Annotated in this window: 20 protein-coding genes and 1 pseudogene; 2 read left to right on the top strand and 19 right to left on the bottom strand. The window is 35.0% G+C overall.

Going from position 1 to position 21,674, the window contains the following annotated elements; translation table 11 throughout:
• Positions 1-141: 141 nt before the first annotated feature.
• From JEM49_RS07050 to JEM49_RS07100, 11 genes and pseudogenes are all read right to left on the bottom strand, one after another.
• Positions 142-1,461, bottom strand: a complete 1,320-nt coding sequence (locus JEM49_RS07050; protein ID WP_201874364.1) for a 5-methylcytosine restriction system specificity protein McrC — start codon at positions 1,459-1,461, stop codon at positions 142-144.
• Positions 1,451-2,794, bottom strand: coding sequence for an McrB family protein (locus tag JEM49_RS07055; protein WP_242509798.1), 1,344 nt, complete (start codon positions 2,792-2,794; stop codon positions 1,451-1,453). Before JEM49_RS07055 ends, JEM49_RS07050 begins: the two co-directional genes overlap by 11 nt.
• 116 nt (positions 2,795-2,910) lie before the next feature.
• Positions 2,911-4,087, bottom strand: a pseudogene (locus JEM49_RS07060) (IS256 family transposase).
• A gap of 330 nt (positions 4,088-4,417) precedes the next feature.
• A complete protein-coding gene (locus tag JEM49_RS07065) occupies positions 4,418-5,245 on the bottom strand; it encodes a hypothetical protein (protein WP_201874365.1) in 828 nt (275 codons plus the stop codon).
• A gap of 6 nt (positions 5,246-5,251) precedes the next feature.
• Positions 5,252-6,091: an ABC transporter permease gene (locus JEM49_RS07070; protein WP_201874366.1), complete on the bottom strand. Its 840-nt coding sequence runs from the start codon at positions 6,089-6,091 to the stop codon at positions 5,252-5,254.
• A 12-nt stretch (positions 6,092-6,103) separates the two neighbouring features.
• Positions 6,104-6,940, bottom strand: a complete 837-nt coding sequence (locus JEM49_RS07075; RefSeq protein ID WP_201874368.1) for an ABC transporter permease — start codon at positions 6,938-6,940, stop codon at positions 6,104-6,106.
• The gene (locus JEM49_RS07080) at positions 6,940-7,647 is read right to left on the bottom strand and encodes an ABC transporter ATP-binding protein (protein ID WP_201874370.1); all 708 of its coding nucleotides are present in this window, start codon (positions 7,645-7,647) and stop codon (positions 6,940-6,942) included. The genes JEM49_RS07075 and JEM49_RS07080 overlap by 1 nt, the downstream gene beginning before the upstream one ends.
• A 1-nt stretch (position 7,648) precedes the next feature.
• Positions 7,649-8,014, bottom strand: a complete 366-nt coding sequence (locus tag JEM49_RS07085; protein ID WP_025005650.1) for a GntR family transcriptional regulator — start codon at positions 8,012-8,014, stop codon at positions 7,649-7,651.
• 272 nt (positions 8,015-8,286) lie between these two features.
• Positions 8,287-9,528 carry a peptidase T gene (gene pepT / locus JEM49_RS07090; protein ID WP_201874371.1) on the bottom strand — a complete coding sequence of 414 codons (1,242 nt, stop codon included), beginning with the start codon at positions 9,526-9,528 and terminating at the stop codon, positions 8,287-8,289.
• Between the two features lie 20 nt (positions 9,529-9,548).
• Positions 9,549-10,346, bottom strand: a complete 798-nt coding sequence (locus JEM49_RS07095) for a Nif3-like dinuclear metal center hexameric protein (protein ID WP_098036331.1) — start codon at positions 10,344-10,346, stop codon at positions 9,549-9,551.
• Complete coding sequence (locus JEM49_RS07100) at positions 10,339-11,025, bottom strand: tRNA (adenine(22)-N(1))-methyltransferase (RefSeq protein ID WP_201874373.1); 687 nt, start codon at positions 11,023-11,025, stop codon at positions 10,339-10,341. The genes JEM49_RS07095 and JEM49_RS07100 overlap by 8 nt, the downstream gene beginning before the upstream one ends.
• Before the next feature lie 102 nt (positions 11,026-11,127).
• Here JEM49_RS07100 and JEM49_RS07105 point away from each other — a divergent pair, with 102 nt between their 5' ends.
• Together JEM49_RS07105 and JEM49_RS07110 are read left to right on the top strand one after the other, a co-directional pair.
• Positions 11,128-11,568: an 8-oxo-dGTP diphosphatase gene (locus JEM49_RS07105; RefSeq protein ID WP_201874375.1), complete on the top strand. Its 441-nt coding sequence runs from the start codon at positions 11,128-11,130 to the stop codon at positions 11,566-11,568.
• Positions 11,569-12,237: a M23 family metallopeptidase gene (locus tag JEM49_RS07110; protein WP_191451458.1), complete on the top strand. Its 669-nt coding sequence runs from the start codon at positions 11,569-11,571 to the stop codon at positions 12,235-12,237.
• 59 nt (positions 12,238-12,296) lie between these two features.
• Here the strand turns inward: JEM49_RS07110 and rpoD are convergent, their stop codons facing one another.
• The 8 genes from rpoD to JEM49_RS07150 form a co-directional block, all read right to left on the bottom strand.
• On the bottom strand, positions 12,297-13,409 hold the full coding sequence (gene rpoD, locus JEM49_RS07115; protein WP_056945521.1) for an RNA polymerase sigma factor RpoD: 1,113 nt from the start codon (positions 13,407-13,409) through the stop codon (positions 12,297-12,299).
• 16 nt (positions 13,410-13,425) lie between these two features.
• Positions 13,426-15,261 (bottom strand): DNA primase, encoded by a 1,836-nt coding sequence (gene dnaG, locus JEM49_RS07120; RefSeq protein ID WP_201874377.1) that lies wholly within the window; start codon positions 15,259-15,261, stop codon positions 13,426-13,428.
• Positions 15,262-15,283: 22 nt separating this feature from the next.
• A complete protein-coding gene (glyS, locus tag JEM49_RS07125; protein WP_098043999.1) occupies positions 15,284-17,347 on the bottom strand; it encodes a glycine--tRNA ligase subunit beta in 2,064 nt (687 codons plus the stop codon).
• Positions 17,340-18,257 (bottom strand): glycine--tRNA ligase subunit alpha, encoded by a 918-nt coding sequence (glyQ, locus tag JEM49_RS07130; protein WP_056945522.1) that lies wholly within the window; start codon positions 18,255-18,257, stop codon positions 17,340-17,342. Before glyQ ends, glyS begins: the two co-directional genes overlap by 8 nt.
• Positions 18,258-18,510: 253 nt before the next feature.
• The gene (recO, locus tag JEM49_RS07135; RefSeq protein WP_025005644.1) at positions 18,511-19,263 is read right to left on the bottom strand and encodes a DNA repair protein RecO; all 753 of its coding nucleotides are present in this window, start codon (positions 19,261-19,263) and stop codon (positions 18,511-18,513) included.
• Complete coding sequence (gene era, locus JEM49_RS07140; RefSeq protein WP_025005643.1) at positions 19,263-20,168, bottom strand: GTPase Era; 906 nt, start codon at positions 20,166-20,168, stop codon at positions 19,263-19,265. The genes recO and era overlap by 1 nt, the downstream gene beginning before the upstream one ends.
• Positions 20,169-20,693 carry an rRNA maturation RNase YbeY gene (gene ybeY, locus JEM49_RS07145; RefSeq protein ID WP_201874384.1) on the bottom strand — a complete coding sequence of 175 codons (525 nt, stop codon included), beginning with the start codon at positions 20,691-20,693 and terminating at the stop codon, positions 20,169-20,171.
• Between the two features lie 2 nt (positions 20,694-20,695).
• A complete protein-coding gene (locus JEM49_RS07150; protein WP_201874386.1) occupies positions 20,696-21,655 on the bottom strand; it encodes a PhoH family protein in 960 nt (319 codons plus the stop codon).
• Positions 21,656-21,674: the final 19 nt, after the last annotated feature.

The raw sequence follows: 21,674 nt of genomic DNA on the forward strand, positions 1-21,674 counted from the left end.
TAAATAAAAGAACTTAAATAACCGTCTCAGTATAACAGTAACTGGGACGGTTTTTAAGTACACTATTTTATTTGACGCTTACTTTTATACTTTCAAATTTATTATAATAATATATCTACAAAAAAGAGCAGATTTTTTAATCTACTCTCTAATAATACTTTTTAAATATGCATGTACTTTCTGTTCTTCTGTCTTCATTTGAGTCACAAAATCTGTATAATCTTTATAATTTTGAGGTATCTTTAGACTTATTTTAACTACCTGCGCACTATACCCCTTCAATGCACCTATTACATTTAAATTAGTTTCATACTTACTAGGGTAAATTACCCCTATATTTTTAGCTGTAAAAAGATAACCATATGATATAAGTTGTCTTAAATCATCAAGCCTTAATTTTTGATCATCATATATTTTATATTTTGCATCTAATACAATATGTTGATTTTCATTTAAAAAATCTGGGCAACATTTTTGATATTCATTTTGATCATAAAGGTCTTGATATACAGATATAAAATCTGATTGCTTTCGATTGTCTAAATGAATAAACATATCACCTAATACGCTAGTTAAATAATTTTCCCATAACCAAGAAACATCAAACAAAAAGCCTGTTATAGAGGAATTGCCCAGATTCAATTTAATACCTCTATGCCGTAAAATCAACAAACAAATTAATTGTAGATTTCTATATTCTTTAAAATATATTTGATGAAATGGATGCCGTAAATTATAATTAATAATTTGTTTTCTTTTTTTAAAATTATAATTGGGTGTTAATTTTATAATCGATCGAATATTATTATGTGTTAATTTATCAGCATTCATAATAATTTTTCTATCATTAGAATTACGTAAATATTCGATAGTGTGACGAACTAATTCAATTAAAGGATTATCATCCGTTAGTTCTCTACTTGTATACGCAATTTTATTTATAAATGGTATATCATCCTTTATAAGCCGAGAGAAATCAATGGTTCCTCTAATATTTAAATCATTATACTTAAATGTATTATATTGTTTAAATATTCCCTTTTTTAGCGCTTCATTCAAATAATAAGGAAAAAGATATTGTACTAAATACCAAACCGGTTGCTGCCAAAACGAATCAATATCTAAATTTGTTAGGTTTATGGAGATTGCCTTTTGTATCAAATAAATCAAAAAATAATCTTTAGCTTGTTTCTCATTAGCAAACCGGGAATGTATTTCTAATCTTTCAGTATTATATCCTAGAAAACCTATTAGATTTCCGACTTTTATTTTGGATCCATATTCTGCAAATAACCTACTTTTTTTATTTAGATCTTCACTATCACTTAAAGAATTAGGAAAGATAATAATATGTTTCTTATATAAGTCTTGAACAGTTTGATTTTCCAGTTGAACTAACAACTGAGGAATATCTTTGTTAAAGTCTTCTCTGTTATAAAAATTATTATCTTCAATTCTCATAAGCTGTTTCCAATTTTTTTAAAACTTCTTGCTCTTGTTCATTATCAAACAGATAATCTTTCAATAATGGCTCTAAATAATCTGTCCATAAAATTTCATAATTATAATTTAAGTCAGCAAGATTTAAGAAATAACTAGGGCCAATCTGATAATCTTCTGATAAGTTATCAGTTCTAGCAATTTGATCATTAAGTGATTGTACACGTTGTTTTGCTTCATCTACTTTATCAGGAGCCAATACATCCAACATTGCTAAAATATCCGGATCATTTGCTTTTAGCGTTATAAATCTAAATCGTCTTCTGGTAGCAAAATCAAAACTATCAATTGAACGATCAATATCATTCATCGTACCAATCAAATACAAATTATCTGGAATATAAAATTGCTTTTCATTTTTATAAAACGAATTAGTATCATGTAAATTACTATATTGAGTTTCAATTGCTCCTTTTTTCCCACGATAGCCTGGATCCAATGCATAAAACAATTCACCCAGAATTTTATTAATTTCTCCACGATTGATCTCATCTATTACGAATACAAATTTCTTATCCGGATTATCTTTTGCATTTTTTACAAATTTTTCAAAAATTCCTGGTCGTAAAGTGAATTTTAATTCATTATTTTCTCCAAGCGTGGGACGTAATCCCTCTACAAAATCTGTATAGTCATAACTAGGGTGAAATTGCACAAATGCAAATTGGTTACTATCACTTAAGTGCTCCAAATCTGTTCCAATTAATCCAGCAGCTACTACTTTGCTTAAATATGTTTTTCCAGTACCAGGTGCTCCATGTAAAATAATGTTTTTAGAAGCAAGAAGATCATCACTTATCCTTTGAGTTAGGTTACTAATAATAGATTTATACTCGTAATAGTAATCCCAAAAATTTTTTGCAATGCTAATAGTATCTCCCCGCTCTGGCCATGAATTTGTACAATTTACAGTTCTAACAATTTCGTTAGAACTACTGTCAGCATAATTGGGATGTAACTCTAAAGTTAGTTTTCGTGTATTTGTATAATAAACGATATTAAGTAATTCATCATTTATTGTACAATTACTGGTAATAATTATTTTATTATCACGAATATAATTAGAGCTATACACTAAATACCAGCTGAAATCAAAACCATTGTATTCTTTAGTACCTTTTTTTACACTTACACTATCAAATACTACATCATACATTTCTGAATTTAGCTGCAATATACCTTGTTCATCTGTAGGAAAACGTCCACCATAATTTTCATCACAAATTTTTGCACACGTTGTTATATCATGAATCAAATTACTTATATTTTGAACTCTTATATCATTATTATTCATTGTTTTCACTTTTTCATTTTAAATACTTTACTACCATGTCTGCATGTTAATTATGAAACTGTCAAATTTTTTGTGTAAATAGATTTTTCTCGTAGATCGATTTTTTAATCTTTTATTTAATCAAAGTAGGATTCTAAGGTATCCTGAACCTGACCAAAACCTTTGTGGATTCGATTGAAATAGCGTTCGTTGTAGCTCATTGCCTGAATGCCAATAAAAGTATCAAGCAACTGTTCAGTTGGGAACTCTGCTTTAAGCTTAGCTTTACGCTTGATAACGTTGTCAAAGGATTCGATCATATTGGTGGAGTAAATTGAGGTCCTGATTTGTTTAGGATAGTCATAAAAGACCAGCAGATCAGGTTCAATCCCCTTGAGGTTTCTTATGACATGGTTGTACGCTCTGTTCCACTTGTCATAGAAGGCGTGCAAGACTTTGATCGCAGCTTCTTTATTTGGCTGTTGATGAATTTGCTCGAATTCATTCATGATCGTTTCGCGATCATCTACGCGTACTTTAGCGCAAATATTGCGCATGACATGAACTAGACAGCGTTGAAAATGAGCTTTCGGATAAGTCTGCTCCAGCACTGTCTTCATGCCCACAACGCCATGAAAGAAAGAGCTCAACCTGTTCTAGACCGCGAGACTTCATGTCTTGAAGCATTTCCGTCCAATTCTCGACGTTTTCGCTGGGAGCAATGCGGTAATCGATGACTTCCTTGTGGCCATCAGGCTTGATGCCAATGGCAATATAAACTGCTTCACGATCAAGGGTTACGCGACGCAAAGGAATGTAGGTAGCGTCCAAATAAACGCAGAAGAACTTGTCACTGAGTTTGCGCTGATGATAGGCCTCGACTTTTGGAATCACCTGCTTGGAGATGTTAGATACCTGAGCTGGGCTGTAATGACTGCCATACATCTTTTCAATCAAGTCGGCTATTTCTCTGGTGGTTATGCCTTTAGAGTAAAGCTTGATGATCATATTTTCCGACACATCTGCATGCTGCTTGTAGTCAGGCAGCGTGTGCTGATGAAACATGCCGTTGCGGTCCCTAGGCACCTGAATTTCAATCTCGCCAAATTACGTATCAACTTTGCGGAAGTAAGCACCATTGCGTGAATTGCCTGTATTCCAACCAGCTCTGGCATAAGGATCATAGCCTAAAAACGCAGTCAGTTCAGCCTCTAATAGGTCATTAACTGCTTACTGGAGTTCTTTGCGCAATAAATCGTTTATTTTGTCTTGATTGAATAGAGCTTGTGCCATATTTTTGGTAAAATCATTCATGAAGGAGTTCTTCTTTCTGTATGTATTTTTTGTTCAAACCAATCATACAAGAAAGGAACTCCTTTTTCTAATGTTTTAAGAAATTAATTTAAGGAATCATTCATCCTTACACAAACTATTTTACGGTCTCTTAATTATAGTAAATATATACGAATAAATTAGATTTATTATTCTAAAAATATAACTTTAAGTCATATAATTAATTTCAAAACGTTATTCAAGCTTAGATATAAAAACACGATAAATTTTAGTAATAGATTTCTACAATACTCTATCACCCCCAGTTTTAATTTTATATAAAAAAGCAATCAAATTAATGATTGCTCTCTCTTATCTGTTTACAATTTTAGGTTCAACCCATTTTTTAACAAATAATATATCGCATAAGCCAAACACTAAGTTAACTATTAATAAAAGAAGATCATCTAACCAGATTGGATCATATGACTGAAGTACTTTATTAGTATCAACCAAGTTTTGTAAGTGAGAAAGGACGATTAACCAAACATAAACAGCAATAATTACTAAAATCGCCATGATCAAAAGTCTAATCCATAAGGTGCTCTTTACAGGGAGTTCATTAGAAACAATTCTTGAAACAAAGTTGGCAAAACTTACAAAGAAATAAATAAACAAAATAACTAATACTACAAATAGCCAATAGAATTCAAAAGATACATTGATTCCTGGCACATTTGGTGTAAGAGGAGATAAGCCAAATTGACTAAATGCTTCTGCCACACAATTTGGTCCCATAGTAGGAATAAGCAGAAGAATATTTATAACTTGTTGCAATAAGAAGAAAACACCACATGCAATTAAGCTACTGAATACATTAGCTAAATAAGTCTTTCTTTCATCTACAGCAGCTAAGTGCCAAGTTTGACTCATATTAATCTTTTCGTTTTGCCAGCAAGTAACTGCACAAAAAGCAATATCAAAATAAATAGTTAAAGTAGCCATATTATAGCGCCAAAAACTACCTAAATTATGAGTCGGTGTATAAAAGAAAGTTAAATCATAATTACCGGTTCCCCAAGCGAATATTGAAAGAAATGCTATTGTAAACAAGTTAATGACGAAAAGTAAATAAATATATCTACTTTTCTGTACCCACATTTGTTTGAAAAGATTACCAAAATTAGTCAACTCATCCATCCCCTTCTAACGATTAATGATTTTAGGTTCAACAAATTTTTGAATAAGAAGACAATTGATGATGCCTAATAAAATTGAGCCAATCCAATATTCAAGTGCAGCCAAACCAATGTTGTCCATATCAATGGTTTCAGAATGTGCCGCTAAGTGATTATAATAAATGGTCATCATTTGATCATTAATTTGCATTGCGATAATCACACCAACAATGACCAAGATCGCCATTACAACTAATCTAATCCCAGTCGTATTTTTTACTGGCAATTGATCAGTGATAGTTCTAGTTAAAAAGTTGATCAAACTGACAAACGCAAAAATAATCAAGCAAAGACCAACTAGAGCTAATAGTTCTTCAATTAAAGCCCAAGCACTTTCAACAAAAGATATGTTTGCACCAAAACTTGTACCAGAAAATGGATTAATATGATGACTATAACTGTCAATAATTAGTACGATCAAACCGATTACAACTTGAATCACGAAAATATAAGCACACTCAACTATGCTAGAAATAATATTAAAGATCCAAATTTTGCCGCTGGAAGCTGGAATTAATTGCCAAGTTTGACTCAAATTAATTTTTTCATTTTGCCAACACATTAAACCTAAAAAAGTAATGTCTACAAAAAACGTAGTTAGCACGCCTAGCCCTAATATCAAGTCCCAAATATTATCATTTCCAGCAAATACACTAGAAATATTATTAATAGGATTACTATTACCTCTAAAGATGATTCCCATCAGAAACATAAATGCTACAGCAAAAACTTGCACTAGTAAAACCAAATCAGCATAGCGACGTTTTTGCAAAAACATTTGTTTAAATAAGGCTTTATTACTTGTCATAATCAGCCTCCATTAATTTTGCTTTGCTTCGACGAACTTATTCAAAAGCAAAATATCAATTAAAGTTACAATCACATCAAAAGCTAGAAATTCAAGCACAACCGACCATACTCCTGAATCACTGGACCCAAAATCAAATGGAGTAAATTGGCCAATTACAGAAAACAAAGTGCTAGCTGCATATCCTAAAAGCCAAATGATCATGACAGTAATGATCAATCTTACCAAGAACATTAATGCCTTACTTGAACCACTTGGTAAGAAGTCCATAATGCTTCTACTACTTAAATTAATCAGACTAACTACTGCGTACCAAGCATAACCAAGCAAAATAATTAGTAACAATCCGCCTAATAATTGACCCCAATCTTGAGCACTGAAATCAAAATGACTTCTTTGAAGTGCTTCTTTAATTTCTTTACTTGATAAAAGCAAAGGCAAAGAGGTAACTACAGAGGTGGCAACTTCCAAAATTCCAAGCCAAATATAGGTGATGAACGCCGTACCAAAGTTGCTAAGTAAAAACTTAGTATCACTGATTGGAATTAAACGCAATGTTTGGCTACGATTGATTCTCTCGTTTTTTACTGAAGAGATAATCCAATAAACAAAAGCTGCTACAAATGATGTCATAAGCATCATTATTGCAAACATGAATAAAAATTCAACGATAGGATTAATTGTCTCTCTAGCTCTTCCCACTACTATTTCTTGGGAATGACCACCAACAGAGACAGTCATCATAACTGTAAAGCACAAACTTGCAAAAGTCTGGATTAAGTAGATCAAATAAACTGACTTGCTTTTTTCTTGAAACATTCTATTGAACAATGTGTTAAAACTAGTCATTATTCATCATCCTCATCTGCATAAAAGCTTTCATAGTATTCTTCAATTGACTTGTGGTTTTGTCTAATATCATCGGCAGATTTATGTTCTAGAACTGTATGATCTTTTACAACAACTACTTCATCAAGCAATGATGAAATTTCGTTGACAAAGTGATCTGAAATTAAAATTGTGGCCCTTTCTTCTTTCCAAAGAATAATAGAGTTGATGATCTTCTTACGTGCCATCGCATCAATTCCACCAAAAGGTTCATCAAGTAAGTACAAATCAGCTTTGCGTGCAAAGGTCAATGCAATAATCAACTTTTCTCTCATACCACGTGATAATTGACTGAGTTTCATTTCTGGATCAAGCTTCATGAACTTACGTAATTCAGTAAATTCATTTTCATCAAAATCTTGAAAAATGATGGCATAAAACTTAACCACGTCCTTAATCTTAGTGGAGTCACTGAAACCAGTTAAGCCATCAGTAAAGGACAATTTAGCCTTTCTCTCGGCTTCTTTAGTTGAACCTTCAAGATTGACTTCACCGCGATAATTCTTTGCGACGCCGGCAATAATTCGCATCAGAGTCGTCTTACCAGCACCATTTTCACCTAATAAAGCAACGATTTTACCTGAAGATAGATTTAAATTTACATCTTTTAAAATCATCTTCTGATTCTTTTTATAAGATAAATCTTTGACCTGTAATAAATCTGACATTTTACTCCTCACTTTCCTTTAAATACTTTTCCAAAACTGTCACTAAACTATCTCTTTCAACACCTAACTTAGCCATATTCTGAACAAACTCATCTAATTGATTATCAATCAATGTTTGCTTAGTTTTGGCTAATAATTCTATATCTTCAGTAACAAAATTACCTTCGCCTCTCTTAGTGTAAAGAATGCCTTGATCGTTCATCTGTTGCAAAGCACGTTGAACTGTATTAACGTTAACTGTCAATTCAAGTGCTAACTTTCTTACAGATGGGATTTTCTCTCCTGCTTTCATCTTTCCCAAAGCAATTTGACGATATAAATATTGTTCAATTTGAAGATAAATGGGAATATTATCTTTAAATTCCATTTACTCACCTTCTGTTTTTAGCTGTATTACATATCTATTACACTAATAATATAACTATCTTTTTGCCTTTTTGCAAGCATTAAATTTGTTTCACAATTTAGAAAAATAATAAAAAAAGCTTACACATCCTATTAATAAAGGATGTATAAGCTTTTAATAATAGCAGTGAATTATTTTTATAAGATAAAGTTCAAAACAATTCATTGGTTTATCAATGATTTCATGTTGTTTAAAAGTATATATTTTAAATGATTATGACTAAAATAGTTTCACTACTTAGCTCTTTCCGCATTTAATTCTGCCATCTTAATCATGACATCGACCGCTTTATACATTGATTCAAGCACAGTATATTCGTAGCGGCCATGCATGTTTTCTTCACCGGCAAAAATATTAGGACATGGCAGACCCATGTAAGTTAATTGAGAGCCGTCTGTACCACCACGAACTGGATCTTCATTAACTTCTAAACCTTCTGCCTTGTATGCATCCCTAGCTAAATCCACAATATCCATGTGCTTCTTCAATTCATCAGCCATATTGTAGTATTGATCATTCATTTGAAGCTTAATACGTTCAACGCCAAATTCATCGTTCATCTTTTTAACGATTGACTTGACCAAATTCTTACGGTCTTCAAGTCCATCACGTTCAAAGTCACGAATAATGTAATCCAGATGAGCGTTATCAACAGTACCATTAAAACTCAACAAATGGAAGAAACCTTCACGACCATCGGTGTGTTCTGGACGATCGTGTTCAGGTAACTGATTATGAAAATCAATTCCGACTTGCACAGCGTTAGTCATTTGGCCTTTAGCTACAGCTGGGTGAACGTTAACCCCTTGAATATCAAGGCTAAATTGTGCTGCTGAGAAAGTTCCCCAGTCAAGCTTACCAGGTGCTTCACCATCGACAGTAAAGGCAAAATCGGCTCCGAAATCTTTTACATCAAAGTGTTCAGCACCAGTACCAATTTCTTCATCTGGAGTAAATGCTAAGCGAATCTTGCCGTGCTTAACTTCTGGATGATTCATTAAGTATTCCGCAAAGGTCATTAATTCAGAAACACCACACTTGTCGTCCCCACCAAGCAAGGTATCGCCTGAGGCAGTAATTATAGTTTGACCCTTGTAATTCTTCAAGTGTGGAAAGACCTTTGGATCAAGGTAAAATTCTGAATCGCCTAATTGAATTTTGCTTTCACCATCGTAGTTCTTATGAATTTGTGGCTTAACATTTTCTGAATTAAAGTCAGCTGTATCACTATGTGCTAAAAAGCCCATGACAGGCACATCATAATCAACGTTTGAAGGAATTTCAGCGATTACACTACCTGCTTTTTGGTTGTAATGAATGTCACTTAAACCTAAGTCTTCAAGATCCTTCATAATGACGTTCTTTTGGAAGTTTTCTTCTCTTTCAGTTGAAGGAAAACGGTCAGAATGTTCATCTGAACGTGAATTTACTTTTACATACTTTAAAAATCTTGGCAATAAGTTTGGGTATTCCATTTACTCTGTCCTCTTTCTACCTAAAATAAATCTTGAAATGGATTGGTTGAAACTTCCGAAAATTCAACACCAACATTCCAATTATTTTCTTCGTTCCATTTCTTGAGACGATCATATACCTTATATTTAAACAATTTTTCAGTATAATGACCAGGGTCAACAACTGTTAAGCCTGATGAAATCATATCATGACCTACGTGATAGTAAACGTCACCAGTAATAAAGGCATCTAGATTATCATCTAAAGCGCTAGTCCAATATTTACCACCATCACCGCAAATAAAACCAACAGTAGAAATTTGTTTTTCATTATCTGCAGTAATCAGTCTAGCCATCTTAATGTTCATTTTATCTTTAACATAATAGGCAAAATCATAAGCTGACATTGTTTTAGGCAACTTACCTTTACGTCCCATTGCAATGCCATCATCATCTAAACAAAATGGCTCTACATCTTTTAATCCTAATTCTTCAGCCTGCCAATCGGCAGAACCATTTTGAGCTTTATCAGAATTGGTATGAATTGAATAAACAGTAATTCCATTTTTGATAATCTCGCCATACATTGCATTTTGCGCATTGGCAAAGTTCAAATTGCGAGCTGGTCTAAACATTACTGGGTGATGACTAACAATAAAATTAATACCTTTTTTGACAGCTTCTTCAACTACTTGCGGACGTACATCTAAAGTAGTCATTACTTTAGTAACATCCGCATCCATTGAACCAATTTGCATGCCAACAGGATCGCCCTTAGAAGCAATGTCTTCTGGGAAATCTTGTCTCAAGCGTTCTACTATATCTTTAACTTTAGTCATCGCTTAATTCCTCCTTAATCAGTTGAATATTATGTTCAACTTCATTAATACGGTCTTCATCTTTCTTGCGTGCTTTATTCAAATTTTGCAGCAATTTTTCATAATATTGCAATTGCCCTTGCCACTTTTGATAAAAGACTGGATTTTTTTCACGCATGATAAATGGGCCAAAGAAAATCTCTTTTTCAGTTAAATCATGCTTGTCTGAAGTTAATCTTGCCTTAATTAATTCATAAGTGTGGCCTGCTTCCGCAATTAACTTTTCAGCTACAATTTGATAATTATGCATCATTAGCCAATTACGTACGCCTGCTTCACCGATATTAGGCTCAAGCACTAAATTCTTAAATTGAAAATCTTTACTCCAAGCTGTATCTAAGATATCTACCATTAATTTACCGCCCATACCAGCAATAACAACAGTATCTACTTGATCTTGATGAGTAATAGTCTCCAAGCCATTGCCTAAACGCGTTTCAATTTGGTTACTTAAACCTGCCTCTGCAATATCACTTTTAGCATTTTCAAGCGGACCTTCAGATACATCACTTGCAATGGCAAATTTTATTTTTCCTGATTTAACTAATTCAATTGGCAAATAAGCATGGTCGGTTCCAATATCTGCAACTTTGCTGTCAGGATCAACCATTTTTGCCAGCGTATTTAATCTTAAGTTCATTTAATCCTCCATAAAGAGTATGTTTAATCAAATTTTAGCATATTTAGTAGTTGTTTTTAGTCATGTTTTGCTATAATCGTACAGAGAAAGTGGGTTTTTGCATTGAAAAGAACTGAAACAGTAACTTTAACTAACATGTGCATGATCAAAAATGGAGATAAAATTCTAGTTTTGGACCGCAACGATCCAGTTTGGCCAGGTCTTACATTTCCTGGTGGTCATGTCGAACCACATGAGTCTTTTTGTGATTCAGTTATTCGAGAAATTAAAGAAGAGACAGGACTAACAATTTCTCATCCACGACTTGTTGGAGTAAAACAGTTTTATGATCACAATCATGAGCGTTATTTAGTTTTCTTCTATACTGCCGATAAATTTACGGGGACAGTCAAGGCATCAGACGAAGGGACTTTAACTTGGATGACTAAAGAAGAGCTGCAGCAACATAAACTAGCTTATAATTTTGATCATGATTTACCAGTGTTCTTTGATCCCAATGTTAGTGAACATATGCTTGATGGAAAACGAGATGAACTTTTTTAGATGAAAAAAACAGAAAGCAAAGTATCGCTTTTTATTGCATTAATTGCAATTATTATTTTTGCTTCGGTACCGCTTTGGCACTTTGATTTAAATGCCAATAGACCTCAGACTCAAGTCGTAAAAAAGAAAAAGCCTAAAAAGAAGAAAAAAGTAGTTCATAAGGTTACCTGGGGTTATCCTTTTAAACGCCTTTACGAAAAGAAAATAAAATTTAAATCAGGCCAAAAATTCGGTGAAACTGACGTAATTAGACGTTACTACCCTACTAAGAGTTACTTCCACGATGGTTACGACTTCGGCTTCAGCGAAGTAGGACACTCCACTGTTTATGCTGTGCATGCTGGGACAGTTCATAAAGTTAAGTATGCTCCAGGCCTTGGCTTATATGTTTGGGTGATTTCTGATGATGGCTATGTAGAAATCTATCAAGAAGGTTTTCTCAGCATCACAGATATTTACGTAAAGAAGGGCCAAAAGATTAAGTTAGGCCAAAAGATCGGTCGCTTAACCGGTTCTCACATCCACTTAGGAATAACTAAGACAGACAAGAAATACATTGATAAACATGGTGTACCATGTCGCTACTACTGGAAAGACAATGGTACTTGGCTCAACCCAATGAAGATCATTGAAGATGATATCGCTAAAGGAAAAGTCAGCAAACAATAAAGCAAATCAAAAAAAGACGTTAAGCAAATGCTTAACGTCTTTTTTATAGATCTAGATAATTAATCCATAAAGTCACGCAATTGATTTGAACGACTTGGGTGACGAAGCTTTCTTAAAGCCTTAGCTTCAATCTGACGAATACGTTCACGAGTTACGCCAAATACCTTACCTACTTCTTCCAAAGTACGAGTACGGCCATCATCAAGACCAAAACGCAAACGTAAAACATTTTCTTCACGGTCAGTCAAAGTTTCAAGTACTTGTTCAAGTTGTTCCTTAAGCATCTCATAAGAAGCATGTTGTTCTGGACTAGTTGCATCCTTATCCTCAATGAAGTCACCTAAGTGTGAATCATCCTCTTCACCAATAGGAGTTTCAAGAGAAACTGGCTCTTGTGCAATTTTAAGAATATCACGAACCTTATTGGTTGACATATTCATTTCAGCACCAATTTCTTCTGGAGTTGGTTCACGACCTAAGTCTTGTAACAATTGACGTTGAATTCTAATCAACTTGTTGATCGTTTCAACCATGTGGACAGGAATTCTGATTGTACGAGCCTGATCTGCAATAGCACGAGTAATAGCTTGTCTAATCCACCAAGTAGCATAAGTAGAGAACTTAAATCCAAGACGATAATCAAACTTATCTACGGCTTTCATTAGCCCCATGTTACCTTCTTGAATCAAATCAAGAAATGACATTCCACGTCCCACATAACGCTTAGCAATAGAAACTACCAAACGAAGGTTAGCTTCAGCCAATTCTTGCTTTGCTTCTTCGTCCCCTTCTTCAATTCTTTTGGCAAGTGCAATTTCTTGATCAGCAGTAAGAAGAGGTACACGTCCAATTTCTTTCAGGTACATCCGCACTGGATCGTTCATTCGAACGCTGGATGGTGCAGACATATCTTTTAATTCAGCCTTTTCAACATCTTTTTGTTTCTTTAAGGCTAGTCGTGATGGATCCCCATTCTCATCTACAATACTAATACCGTTATCTTCAAACTCTTGTACTAGTTGATCGACAGCCTTACCCTGCAAATTATATGGCTTAATCAGACGAGCAGTGAAATCTTTTTCTGTGATTATCTTGTCTTTTTTAACGTCCTTAACGACTTTCTTAACCATCTTGTCTAAAGATAGTTTTTGTGTAGTTTCTTTTTCTGCCACTAAAAAGCCTCCTTAATTAACCTAAGATTCTCTTCAACTCAATAATTTTTTGAGTAACTTCTATTGTTTTTTGAACATCTTCTCTGCGCTTAGCATCCTGCAATTGATTTTGAAGCTCATTCAGCTGGGAATAAATGCTGCGCTTTTGAAGTGCAAACACGTGCTCATTAATTTCTTGAATTGTAAAATCCTTCGGCATATGTGCTAGTTCAGCATCTACTATTATACCTTGAAGTTGCTCAGGAATAAAATCTAAAAAACTATCAATTTGTGGATTCTCATGCGTTGCAGCAAATTTTAGCCATAACTGGGATAAAGTTTCATAATCTTGATCAGGAAAATGAAACTTACCTTCCTGTAAATACTGTTGAGCATTTGCCGAATGAATAAATAAATAAAGCAAACGTGACTGACTGGGATGTTTTTGCACTTCTGTTTGCTGAATCGGCAATGTGTCTACACTCGTAGCAGGATCACCAAGATTTAAATCATTTGGTTGTTGAGCATAATAATCACGATTACGAGTTCGAGTATGACTGCGAGCACGATTATTTTTCCGCCGCTCACGAGCTAAGTTAGCTTTTAAAGAATTAAGCGATACACCAGCTGATCTAGATAATTTTTCCAGATACATATCTTGTTCAACTGGGTTTTTAACCTGACCAATTTCTTTAACTGCTTCATTTAAATATGTAATTTTTTCGCGATCATTATCTAAATTGTATTTCTGAGCTAATCTCTTAAGAAAGAAATCTGTAGGAGTTAAAGCACCCTTTATTTCTCCTCGATACTTCTCAGCGCCATATTTTCTTACATATTCATCTGGATCAAGCTTCTCTGGCAGGACAACAATTCCTAAATTAAAATTGCCGTCTTTACTAAACATTCGTGCTGCACGTTCTTCAGCGTGAACCCCCGGATCATCACCATCATAATTGACAATAATATTTGGAGTTACACGACGCAACATGTAAACTTGATCATCAGTCAAACTAGTCCCCATTGAAGCAACACCGGATTTGATTCCAGCTTTATAAGCAGCAATTACATCCATATACCCTTCATATAGAACTAGATGATCTTCACTACGAGCCGCTTTTTTGGCTTCCGCAAAATGAAATAAAACTTTAGACTTAGTAAAAACTTCAGTCTCCGGACTATTCATATACTTAGCTTCAGTTTTATCATTTGAAATTCGACGTCCAGAAAATCCAATAGAATGACCATTTTCATCTTCTAGAGGAAACATAAGGCGATCGCGGAAACGATCAAATAATCGACCGTCCTGAGTTTGTACAAATAAACCACTTTGCGCTAATTCGTTATCCTTATACCCCTTACCTCTTAGATAAGTTATTAAAACATTATCTTCTTTAGGAGCATAGCCTATTTTAAAATGCTCAAGTGTATCAGAATCTAATTGACGTTTTTTTGCATATTGCAACCCCCGCTCACCAGCTTTGGTAGTTAACAACACACGATGATAAAAGTCTACCGCGTCCTTATTAATACGCATAATGGGACTTAATTTTGTTCCACCATTTGCATTATAACCAGCTGGCATTGCAATGTGAGCAAATTCAGCAACTCGTTGAACACTTTCAGGAAAAGTTAGATTGTCTTTATACATTAAAAACTTAAAGACATTGCCACCCTTACCGCAACCAAAGCATTTAAAAAACTGTTTTTCCTCGTTCACCGTAAAAGATGGTGTTTTTTCCTGATGAAAAGGGCAAAGACCGATATAGTCTTTGCCTTTCTTTTCAAGTGAGACGTATTGGCTGATTACATCCACGATATTAACGTTACTGCGAACTTCCGCAATAAAATCTTCAGGAATTCGTCCAGCCATATGAAACACCTTTTCTATCTAATTATTTAATAACCAACTTACTCAAATCGCCTAAACGATCAGCTAATTCACTAATAGCAAACAATTGAGCTAAACGATTATTCTTAACTTTTTCATCTTTATCCATAATCATATTAGCTTCGAAGTATTGATCAATTACTGGTTGTAAATGAACAAATCCTTGGTACAAATCAGCTAAGCTGTCAATATTTTGTAAGTTTTGAACACCAGCATAAAGTTCTTTTTCACTATTATCAACAAATAAGCTTTCATCAACAGCAACCTTGCCAGTGAACTTAGCCTTCTTCAAAATGTTGTTAATTCTAGTCAAACTTTCTACCACTGGCTTAAATTCTTCATCATCATGGTGAAGTTGCAATACATTAGCAGCAGCTAAAATTTGACTTGGATCTTGTTGACTTGAAGCAAGAACAGCATCAACAATATCATACTTAAATTTATTCTTTTGTAAGTATTGCTTTACACGATCACGAATAAAGTCGGCTATTTCTTGTTCAGCATCGCCCTTAGGAAGCTTAGCTGGAGTTACACCACCAAGCATGTTAATGATTTCTGGTAATACTTCATTAAATGGAAGTGACCATTTTTCATTAAGCAAAATTCTAACAATACCATAAGCATAACGACGAAGTGCATATGGGTCATTAGATGATGTAGGAATCATACCTGCACCAAAGAAGGTAATGATAGTATCAATCTTATCTGCAACTGATAATAATGAACCTACTGTAGTTTCTGGAAGTGGACCTTCTGCTGTAGCTGGCATGTAGTGTTCTTTAATAGCAACTGAAACTTCTTCATCTTCGCCAGCAAGACGAGCATAATGCATCCCCATTACACCTTGAAGTTCTGCAAATTCACCTACCATTTGAGTTACTAAGTCAAACTTGTAAAGTTCACTTGCACGATCAAAATCAGTAACTACATTTTCAGGTAAATTCCAACGCTTTGCAAGGTAATCACCAATCATGCGAACACGTTGCATCTTTTCAGCCATTGAACCAATCTTATCGTGGAATGAAACATTCTTAAGACGATCAACAAAGTGGCTGAGTGGATACTTACGGTCTTCATCATAGAAGAATTGAGCATCGTCTAGACGAGCAACCAATACCTTCTCGTTACCAGAAATAACGTTGTCAAGGTAATCCTTGTTACCGTTACGAACAGCGATAAAGTGGTTAATTAACTTGCCATTTTCATCGTAAACTTCGAAGTATCTTTGGTTATCCTTCATTGAAGTAATTAAAACTTCATCAGGAATGTTTAAGTACTTTTCATCGAATGAACCAGCAAAAACAGTTGGATATTCAACAAGGTAAGTAACTTCTTCAAGTAAATCTTTATCTGGTTTAATTTGCCAATGATTCTTCTTAACCAATTCGTTCATTTGGTTAACAATCATGTCTTTACGTTCTTCTGCATTAGCGATTACGTATTGATCCTTCAATGCGTCTTCATAGTCGTCAGCATTAGCTAAGACAACAGAATCACCTAAGAAGCGGTGGCCTTGAGTCTTACGACCTGCAGTAATATCCAAAATCTTAACAGGAATTACATCGCTACCAAATAATGATACAAGCCAGTGAATTGGACGAACAAATTCAAAATCATTTGAATCCCAACGCATCTTAGTTGGGAAAGTCATTGCCTTAATAATATCGCTCATGCCAAGCAAGATATCGCTAGCTTTTTTACCTTCTTTTTGTACGTGAACGTAAGCATATTCAGTACCCTTAAGTTCTTCGAAGTAAATATCATCAGTAGTCATACCTTGACCGCGAGCAAAACCTTGTGCAGCCTTGGTCCAATTACCATCAGCATCTTGGGCAATCTTCTTTGCAGGACCTTTTTTAATTTCATCGATATCATCTTGCTTTTCAGCTAAGTCTTCTACCAAAAGAGTTAAACGACGTGGAGTTGAAAAAGTCTTGATATCTTTGAACTTTAAGCCATTTTCTTTTAAAAACTTTCTCGTTCTGTCAGCTAATTGCTTAACGCTGCGTGGAACAACGTGAGCTGGCATTTCTTCAGTACCAATTTCAAATAAATAATCTTTAGCCATTTTCTACCCCCGCTTTCTTATCTTCTGCACTCTTAAGTAATGGGAAGCCGCGCTTTTCACGTTCTTCGACAAACTTAACAGCAACTTCGTGAGCCAAGTTTCTAATTCTTGATAAGTAACCAGCACGTTCAGTTACTGAAACAGCGCCACGAGCATCAAGCAAGTTGAAAGTATGTGAACACTTCAAGATATAGTCGTATGCTGGGTGTACAAGATTTTGACTAAGTAAACGCTTAGCAGTTGATTCATAAATATCGAAGAATTTAAGAAGTTGTTCTTGATCTGATTCTTCAAAAGCATACTTAGAATGTTCATATTCGGGTTGCTTAAAGATATCGCGGTAAAGTACGCCGTCGCCCCATTCAAGGTCAAAGACATTGTTAACGTCTTGAATGTATGATGCAAGTCTTTCAACACCATAAGTAATTTCACTCATAGTTGGCTTAACATCTAATTCACCAACAACTTGGAAGTAAGTAAATTGGCTAACTTCCATACCATCAAGCCATACTTCCCAACCAACACCGGCACAACCCATTGATGGATTAGCCCAGTTGTCTTCTACGAAACGAATATCGTGTTCCAAAGGATCGATACCTAAAACCTTCAAACTGTCTAAGTAATATTGTTGAATATCCTTAGGAGCTGGCTTAATAACAACTTGGAATTGGTGGTGTTGGAATAACCGGTTAGGGTTTTCACCATAACGACCATCTGCAGGTCTTCTAGAAGGCTCTACATAACAAGCTGCCCATGGTTCTGGACCAACTGCACGAAGAAAAGTGTAAGGACTCATAGTACCTGCACCCTTTTCAACGTCATATGAAGGCATAATCATACAACCTTTGGAGGACCAGAATTGTTCCAGCTTAAAGATCATATTTTGAATGTTTAATTTCTTATCTGCCATTTTCCTTAATTCTCCTCCTGCGCTAGGCCATAAAAAAAGCCTATGCAAAATTTTGCATAGGGACGAAATATTATCGCGGTTCCACCCTAATTCAGGAAGTATTCTTCCTGCACTTAATTGAATATGACTAGAGGTGCCTTTTCCTAATATGCCCTTCCACCTATCGACACTCGCTAAATTAGTACTTTTTTAAATCCTCATCATCGTCAAATACGTGTTTATTTTAACACATGAATTAGGTTAAAACCAGACTTTAAAACAGCTTTATTTCATCTAAAAATTTTTTAGTTTTCAGATTTAAATCGATTGTTTCTCTATAGATACGATCAATTGCTTTACGAGTTGCTTTTTTAGTCTCAGCATTTAATTCAATATTGCCCAACCGATTAATAGGTAAAAGTCCGATTGTGCGCAATACTGCAGTCTGCTTAGGCATTAAATGCAGCCGACTATTTACTACTGCAAAATGATCACTGCAAATAATTCCGCCTAATTTAATCGAATAATCAAATGTACCTTTTTCCTTGCCACAAATAACGCAATGACGCAATTCGGGCTCAACTCCAAAAGCACTTAACATTTTCATCTGTACGATTTGCGTAATCATTTCATTATCTACACCAGCATCAATCTTCTTCAGGGCAAAAACCGCTAAGTCATAATATTTACCAAGAGGTTGATATTCGACAAAAGCGTGATCAATTAAGTCAAAAATAAAAGAAGTGTAAGCATTCTTCGTCAAGTCACGGTACAAACCGTCAAACTGCTTCACTTCTTTATATGTACGCAGATTGCTTAAACCATGACCGTTTGTATAAATGACATATGTACCCATTGAGAAATTCAATGTCGCTGCACTCAATTGTGATTTTGGTCTCAATGCCCCTTTCACAATCAATGTAATAATGCCATCTTCTTTAGTCATGATCTTAGCTAATAAGTCTGCTTCTTTATATTTTTGCCTTTTAAAAATGATGCCCTGAACTTCTTTCAGTTCACGTGCCATCAACTAAGCTCCTTCTTGTCGTAGCCAATAAGTTTCAAAAAGCTTGGATCTGAACGCCAATTGTGTTGAACTTTAACCCAAAGGCGTAGATTTACTTTTTCACCAAGTAAATGCTCTATTTCTTTACGTGAATTAATACCGATCTGTTTGAGCATTTTACCACCTTTACCGATAATAATGCCTTTTTGACCATCTTTCTCCACATAAATAGTAGCTTCTATTAGTAACTTGCCATTTTGATGCTTATTCATTTGATCAACTGCAACTGCGGTAGCATGTGGCACTTCCTGGGAAGTTAGTCGCAGAATTTGTTCACGAATAAGTTCGGCTACCACAAAATATTCTGGGCGATCTGTGATCTGGTCAGCACCATAATATTGTGGGCCCTCTGGCAAATACTTATTAATTGTATTAAGTAAATCTTCAATACCAATACCCTGAGTAGCAGAAATTGGTAGTATTTCTTTAAAACCCTCAAGTTTATGATATGAATCCATAATTGGCAAAAGTTTATTAGGATGAATTTGATCAACCTTGTTAATTACCAAAAATACTGGTACCTTAACTTCTTTTAACAAGTTAGCAATATATTGATCACCTTTACCAATTTCCTCAGGTTCAACCATGAATAAGACTAAATCAACGTCATTCAAACTAGATAAACTAGCCTTATCCATATAATCGTCAAGTTTTGAATGAGGTTTAAAGATACCTGGCGTGTCAACAAATACAACTTGCATTTTATTTGAAGTATAAATACCTGAGATACGATTACGCGTTGTTTGTGGCTTACTTGATGTGATTGCTACTTTTTGACCTACTAAATAGTTCATTAAAGTTGATTTACCTACATTTGGTCGACCAACTAAAGCAACAAAGCCAGATTTAAATTGTTTTTCTTCCATCTATTTACCTCTGCCTTCATCTAATTGATCAGGATATAATGGCAACCCATATTCTTCCAATACCTTTCCTTGAATGCCAAACATTTCTTTCGCTTCATCTGGCTTGATATGATCATAGCCATTCAAGTGCAAGAATCCATGAACTACAGTATAACCAAATTCTCGGTCAAACCCAGTGCCATATTCCTTGCTATGACGTTTGATGACACTTGGACACATAAACAAATCCCCGATATCTTCTTGAAAATCAGGATCATCCTCAAAGGCAGCTAAGTCAATTGAATCCTCACCATCTTCAATTGCAAAAGAAATGACATCTGTTGGACGATCTTTATCACGATACTTCAAGTTAATTTCGTGACTACGATCTTCGTCAACAAAGTTAATACTCATTTCTAAGTTATTATCTTTGCCAATTTCTTTTTTGGCTAAAAGCAAAAGCTTCATAATCCAGTCTTGCCAGTCGCGTTTTTTATCATCTAAAAAACCAACTTCATCATTATAGGTAATATCAATTGGATCCATTTTTAGTGTTTAGCGTCCTCTTTTTCATAAGCAGTAATAATTTTGGCAACTACAGGGTGACGAACAACATCCTGTGCAGAAAAGTTGATGAATTTGATTTGGTCGATGTTCTTCAAAATTCGTCTAGCATCGATTAAACCGCTATGCTGTCGTCCCGGCAAATCGACTTGAGTCATATCTCCGTTTACGACCATCTTGGAGTTAAAACCAAGACGTGTCAAAAACATCTTCATTTGTGCATCAGTAGTGTTTTGGGCTTCATCAAGAATTACAAACGCGTCATCAAGCGTACGTCCACGCATATAAGCAAGTGGAGCCACTTCAATTACGCCACGTTCCATTAAGCGGTCAGTAGTATTAGTACCAAGAATAGCGTACAAAGAATCGTAAATTGGTCTCAAATATGGATCAACTTTTTCCTTCAAGTCGCCAGGCAAAAATCCAAGTGATTCCCCTGCTTCAACGGCTGGTCTAGTCAAAATTATTCTGGAAACTTCGCCCTTTTTGAATGCAGCAATTGCACACACAACTGCCAAGAAAGTCTTACCAGTCCCAGCTGGCCCTATTCCAAAGACAACATCAGATTTATCAATGGCCTCGACATAACGCTTTTGACCCATATTTTTCACCCTGATCGGTCTACCTTTAGCATCCCGAATCAAGACTTTCTTATACAGATCCGCAAAGTACTCTGTGGTACCCTTGTCGGCCATCTTCATCGCACTAACCGTATCGGGCGCGCCAACGTTAACGCCGGCATTCACGACACTGTCAAGTGCCTTTAAAACAGCGACGGCTTTCTTTACGTTTGCCTCATCATCCCCTGCAATAACAATGTCATTGCCAGTATCGGTAACGGACAAATCATAGCCTTCAGAAAGAAGCTTCAGATTTCCATCATTAACTCCAACTAATTTTTGAATATTCTCTGCTTTTTGAGGTGTAAAAGTTGTTTGAGCCAAAAAGACCCGCTCCTTCTTG

It is taken from the genome of Lactobacillus sp. A27 (assembly GCF_016742815.1).
In the GTDB taxonomy this organism is placed as follows: domain Bacteria; phylum Bacillota; class Bacilli; order Lactobacillales; family Lactobacillaceae; genus Lactobacillus; species Lactobacillus gallinarum.

Excerpts from the sequence above, each read along its gene's own strand:
- recO (WP_025005644.1), bottom strand. The coding sequence starts at position 19,263 with ATGGCACGTGAACTGAAAGAAGTTCAGGGCATCATTTTTAAAAGGCAA.
- JEM49_RS07085 (WP_025005650.1), bottom strand. The coding sequence starts at position 8,014 with ATGGAATTTAAAGATAATATTCCCATTTATCTTCAAATTGAACAATAT.
- JEM49_RS07100 (WP_201874373.1), bottom strand. The coding sequence starts at position 11,025 with ATGAACTTAAGATTAAATACGCTGGCAAAAATGGTTGATCCTGACAGC.
- JEM49_RS07080 (WP_201874370.1), bottom strand. The coding sequence starts at position 7,647 with ATGTCAGATTTATTACAGGTCAAAGATTTATCTTATAAAAAGAATCAG.
- JEM49_RS07110 (WP_191451458.1), top strand. The coding sequence starts at position 11,569 with ATGAAAAAAACAGAAAGCAAAGTATCGCTTTTTATTGCATTAATTGCA.
- era (WP_025005643.1), bottom strand. The coding sequence starts at position 20,168 with ATGGAAGAAAAACAATTTAAATCTGGCTTTGTTGCTTTAGTTGGTCGA.
- JEM49_RS07055 (WP_242509798.1), bottom strand. The coding sequence starts at position 2,794 with ATGAATAATAATGATATAAGAGTTCAAAATATAAGTAATTTGATTCAT.
- glyQ (WP_056945522.1), bottom strand. The coding sequence starts at position 18,257 with ATGGCAGATAAGAAATTAAACATTCAAAATATGATCTTTAAGCTGGAA.
- JEM49_RS07095 (WP_098036331.1), bottom strand. The coding sequence starts at position 10,346 with ATGACTAAAGTTAAAGATATAGTAGAACGCTTGAGACAAGATTTCCCA.
- JEM49_RS07065 (WP_201874365.1), bottom strand. The coding sequence starts at position 5,245 with ATGGATGAGTTGACTAATTTTGGTAATCTTTTCAAACAAATGTGGGTA.
- glyS (WP_098043999.1), bottom strand. The coding sequence starts at position 17,347 with ATGGCTAAAGATTATTTATTTGAAATTGGTACTGAAGAAATGCCAGCT.
- dnaG (WP_201874377.1), bottom strand. The coding sequence starts at position 15,261 with ATGGCTGGACGAATTCCTGAAGATTTTATTGCGGAAGTTCGCAGTAAC.
- JEM49_RS07070 (WP_201874366.1), bottom strand. The coding sequence starts at position 6,091 with ATGACAAGTAATAAAGCCTTATTTAAACAAATGTTTTTGCAAAAACGT.
- JEM49_RS07075 (WP_201874368.1), bottom strand. The coding sequence starts at position 6,940 with ATGACTAGTTTTAACACATTGTTCAATAGAATGTTTCAAGAAAAAAGC.
- ybeY (WP_201874384.1), bottom strand. The coding sequence starts at position 20,693 with ATGGATCCAATTGATATTACCTATAATGATGAAGTTGGTTTTTTAGAT.
- pepT (WP_201874371.1), bottom strand. The coding sequence starts at position 9,528 with ATGGAATACCCAAACTTATTGCCAAGATTTTTAAAGTATGTAAAAGTA.
- JEM49_RS07050 (WP_201874364.1), bottom strand. The coding sequence starts at position 1,461 with ATGAGAATTGAAGATAATAATTTTTATAACAGAGAAGACTTTAACAAA.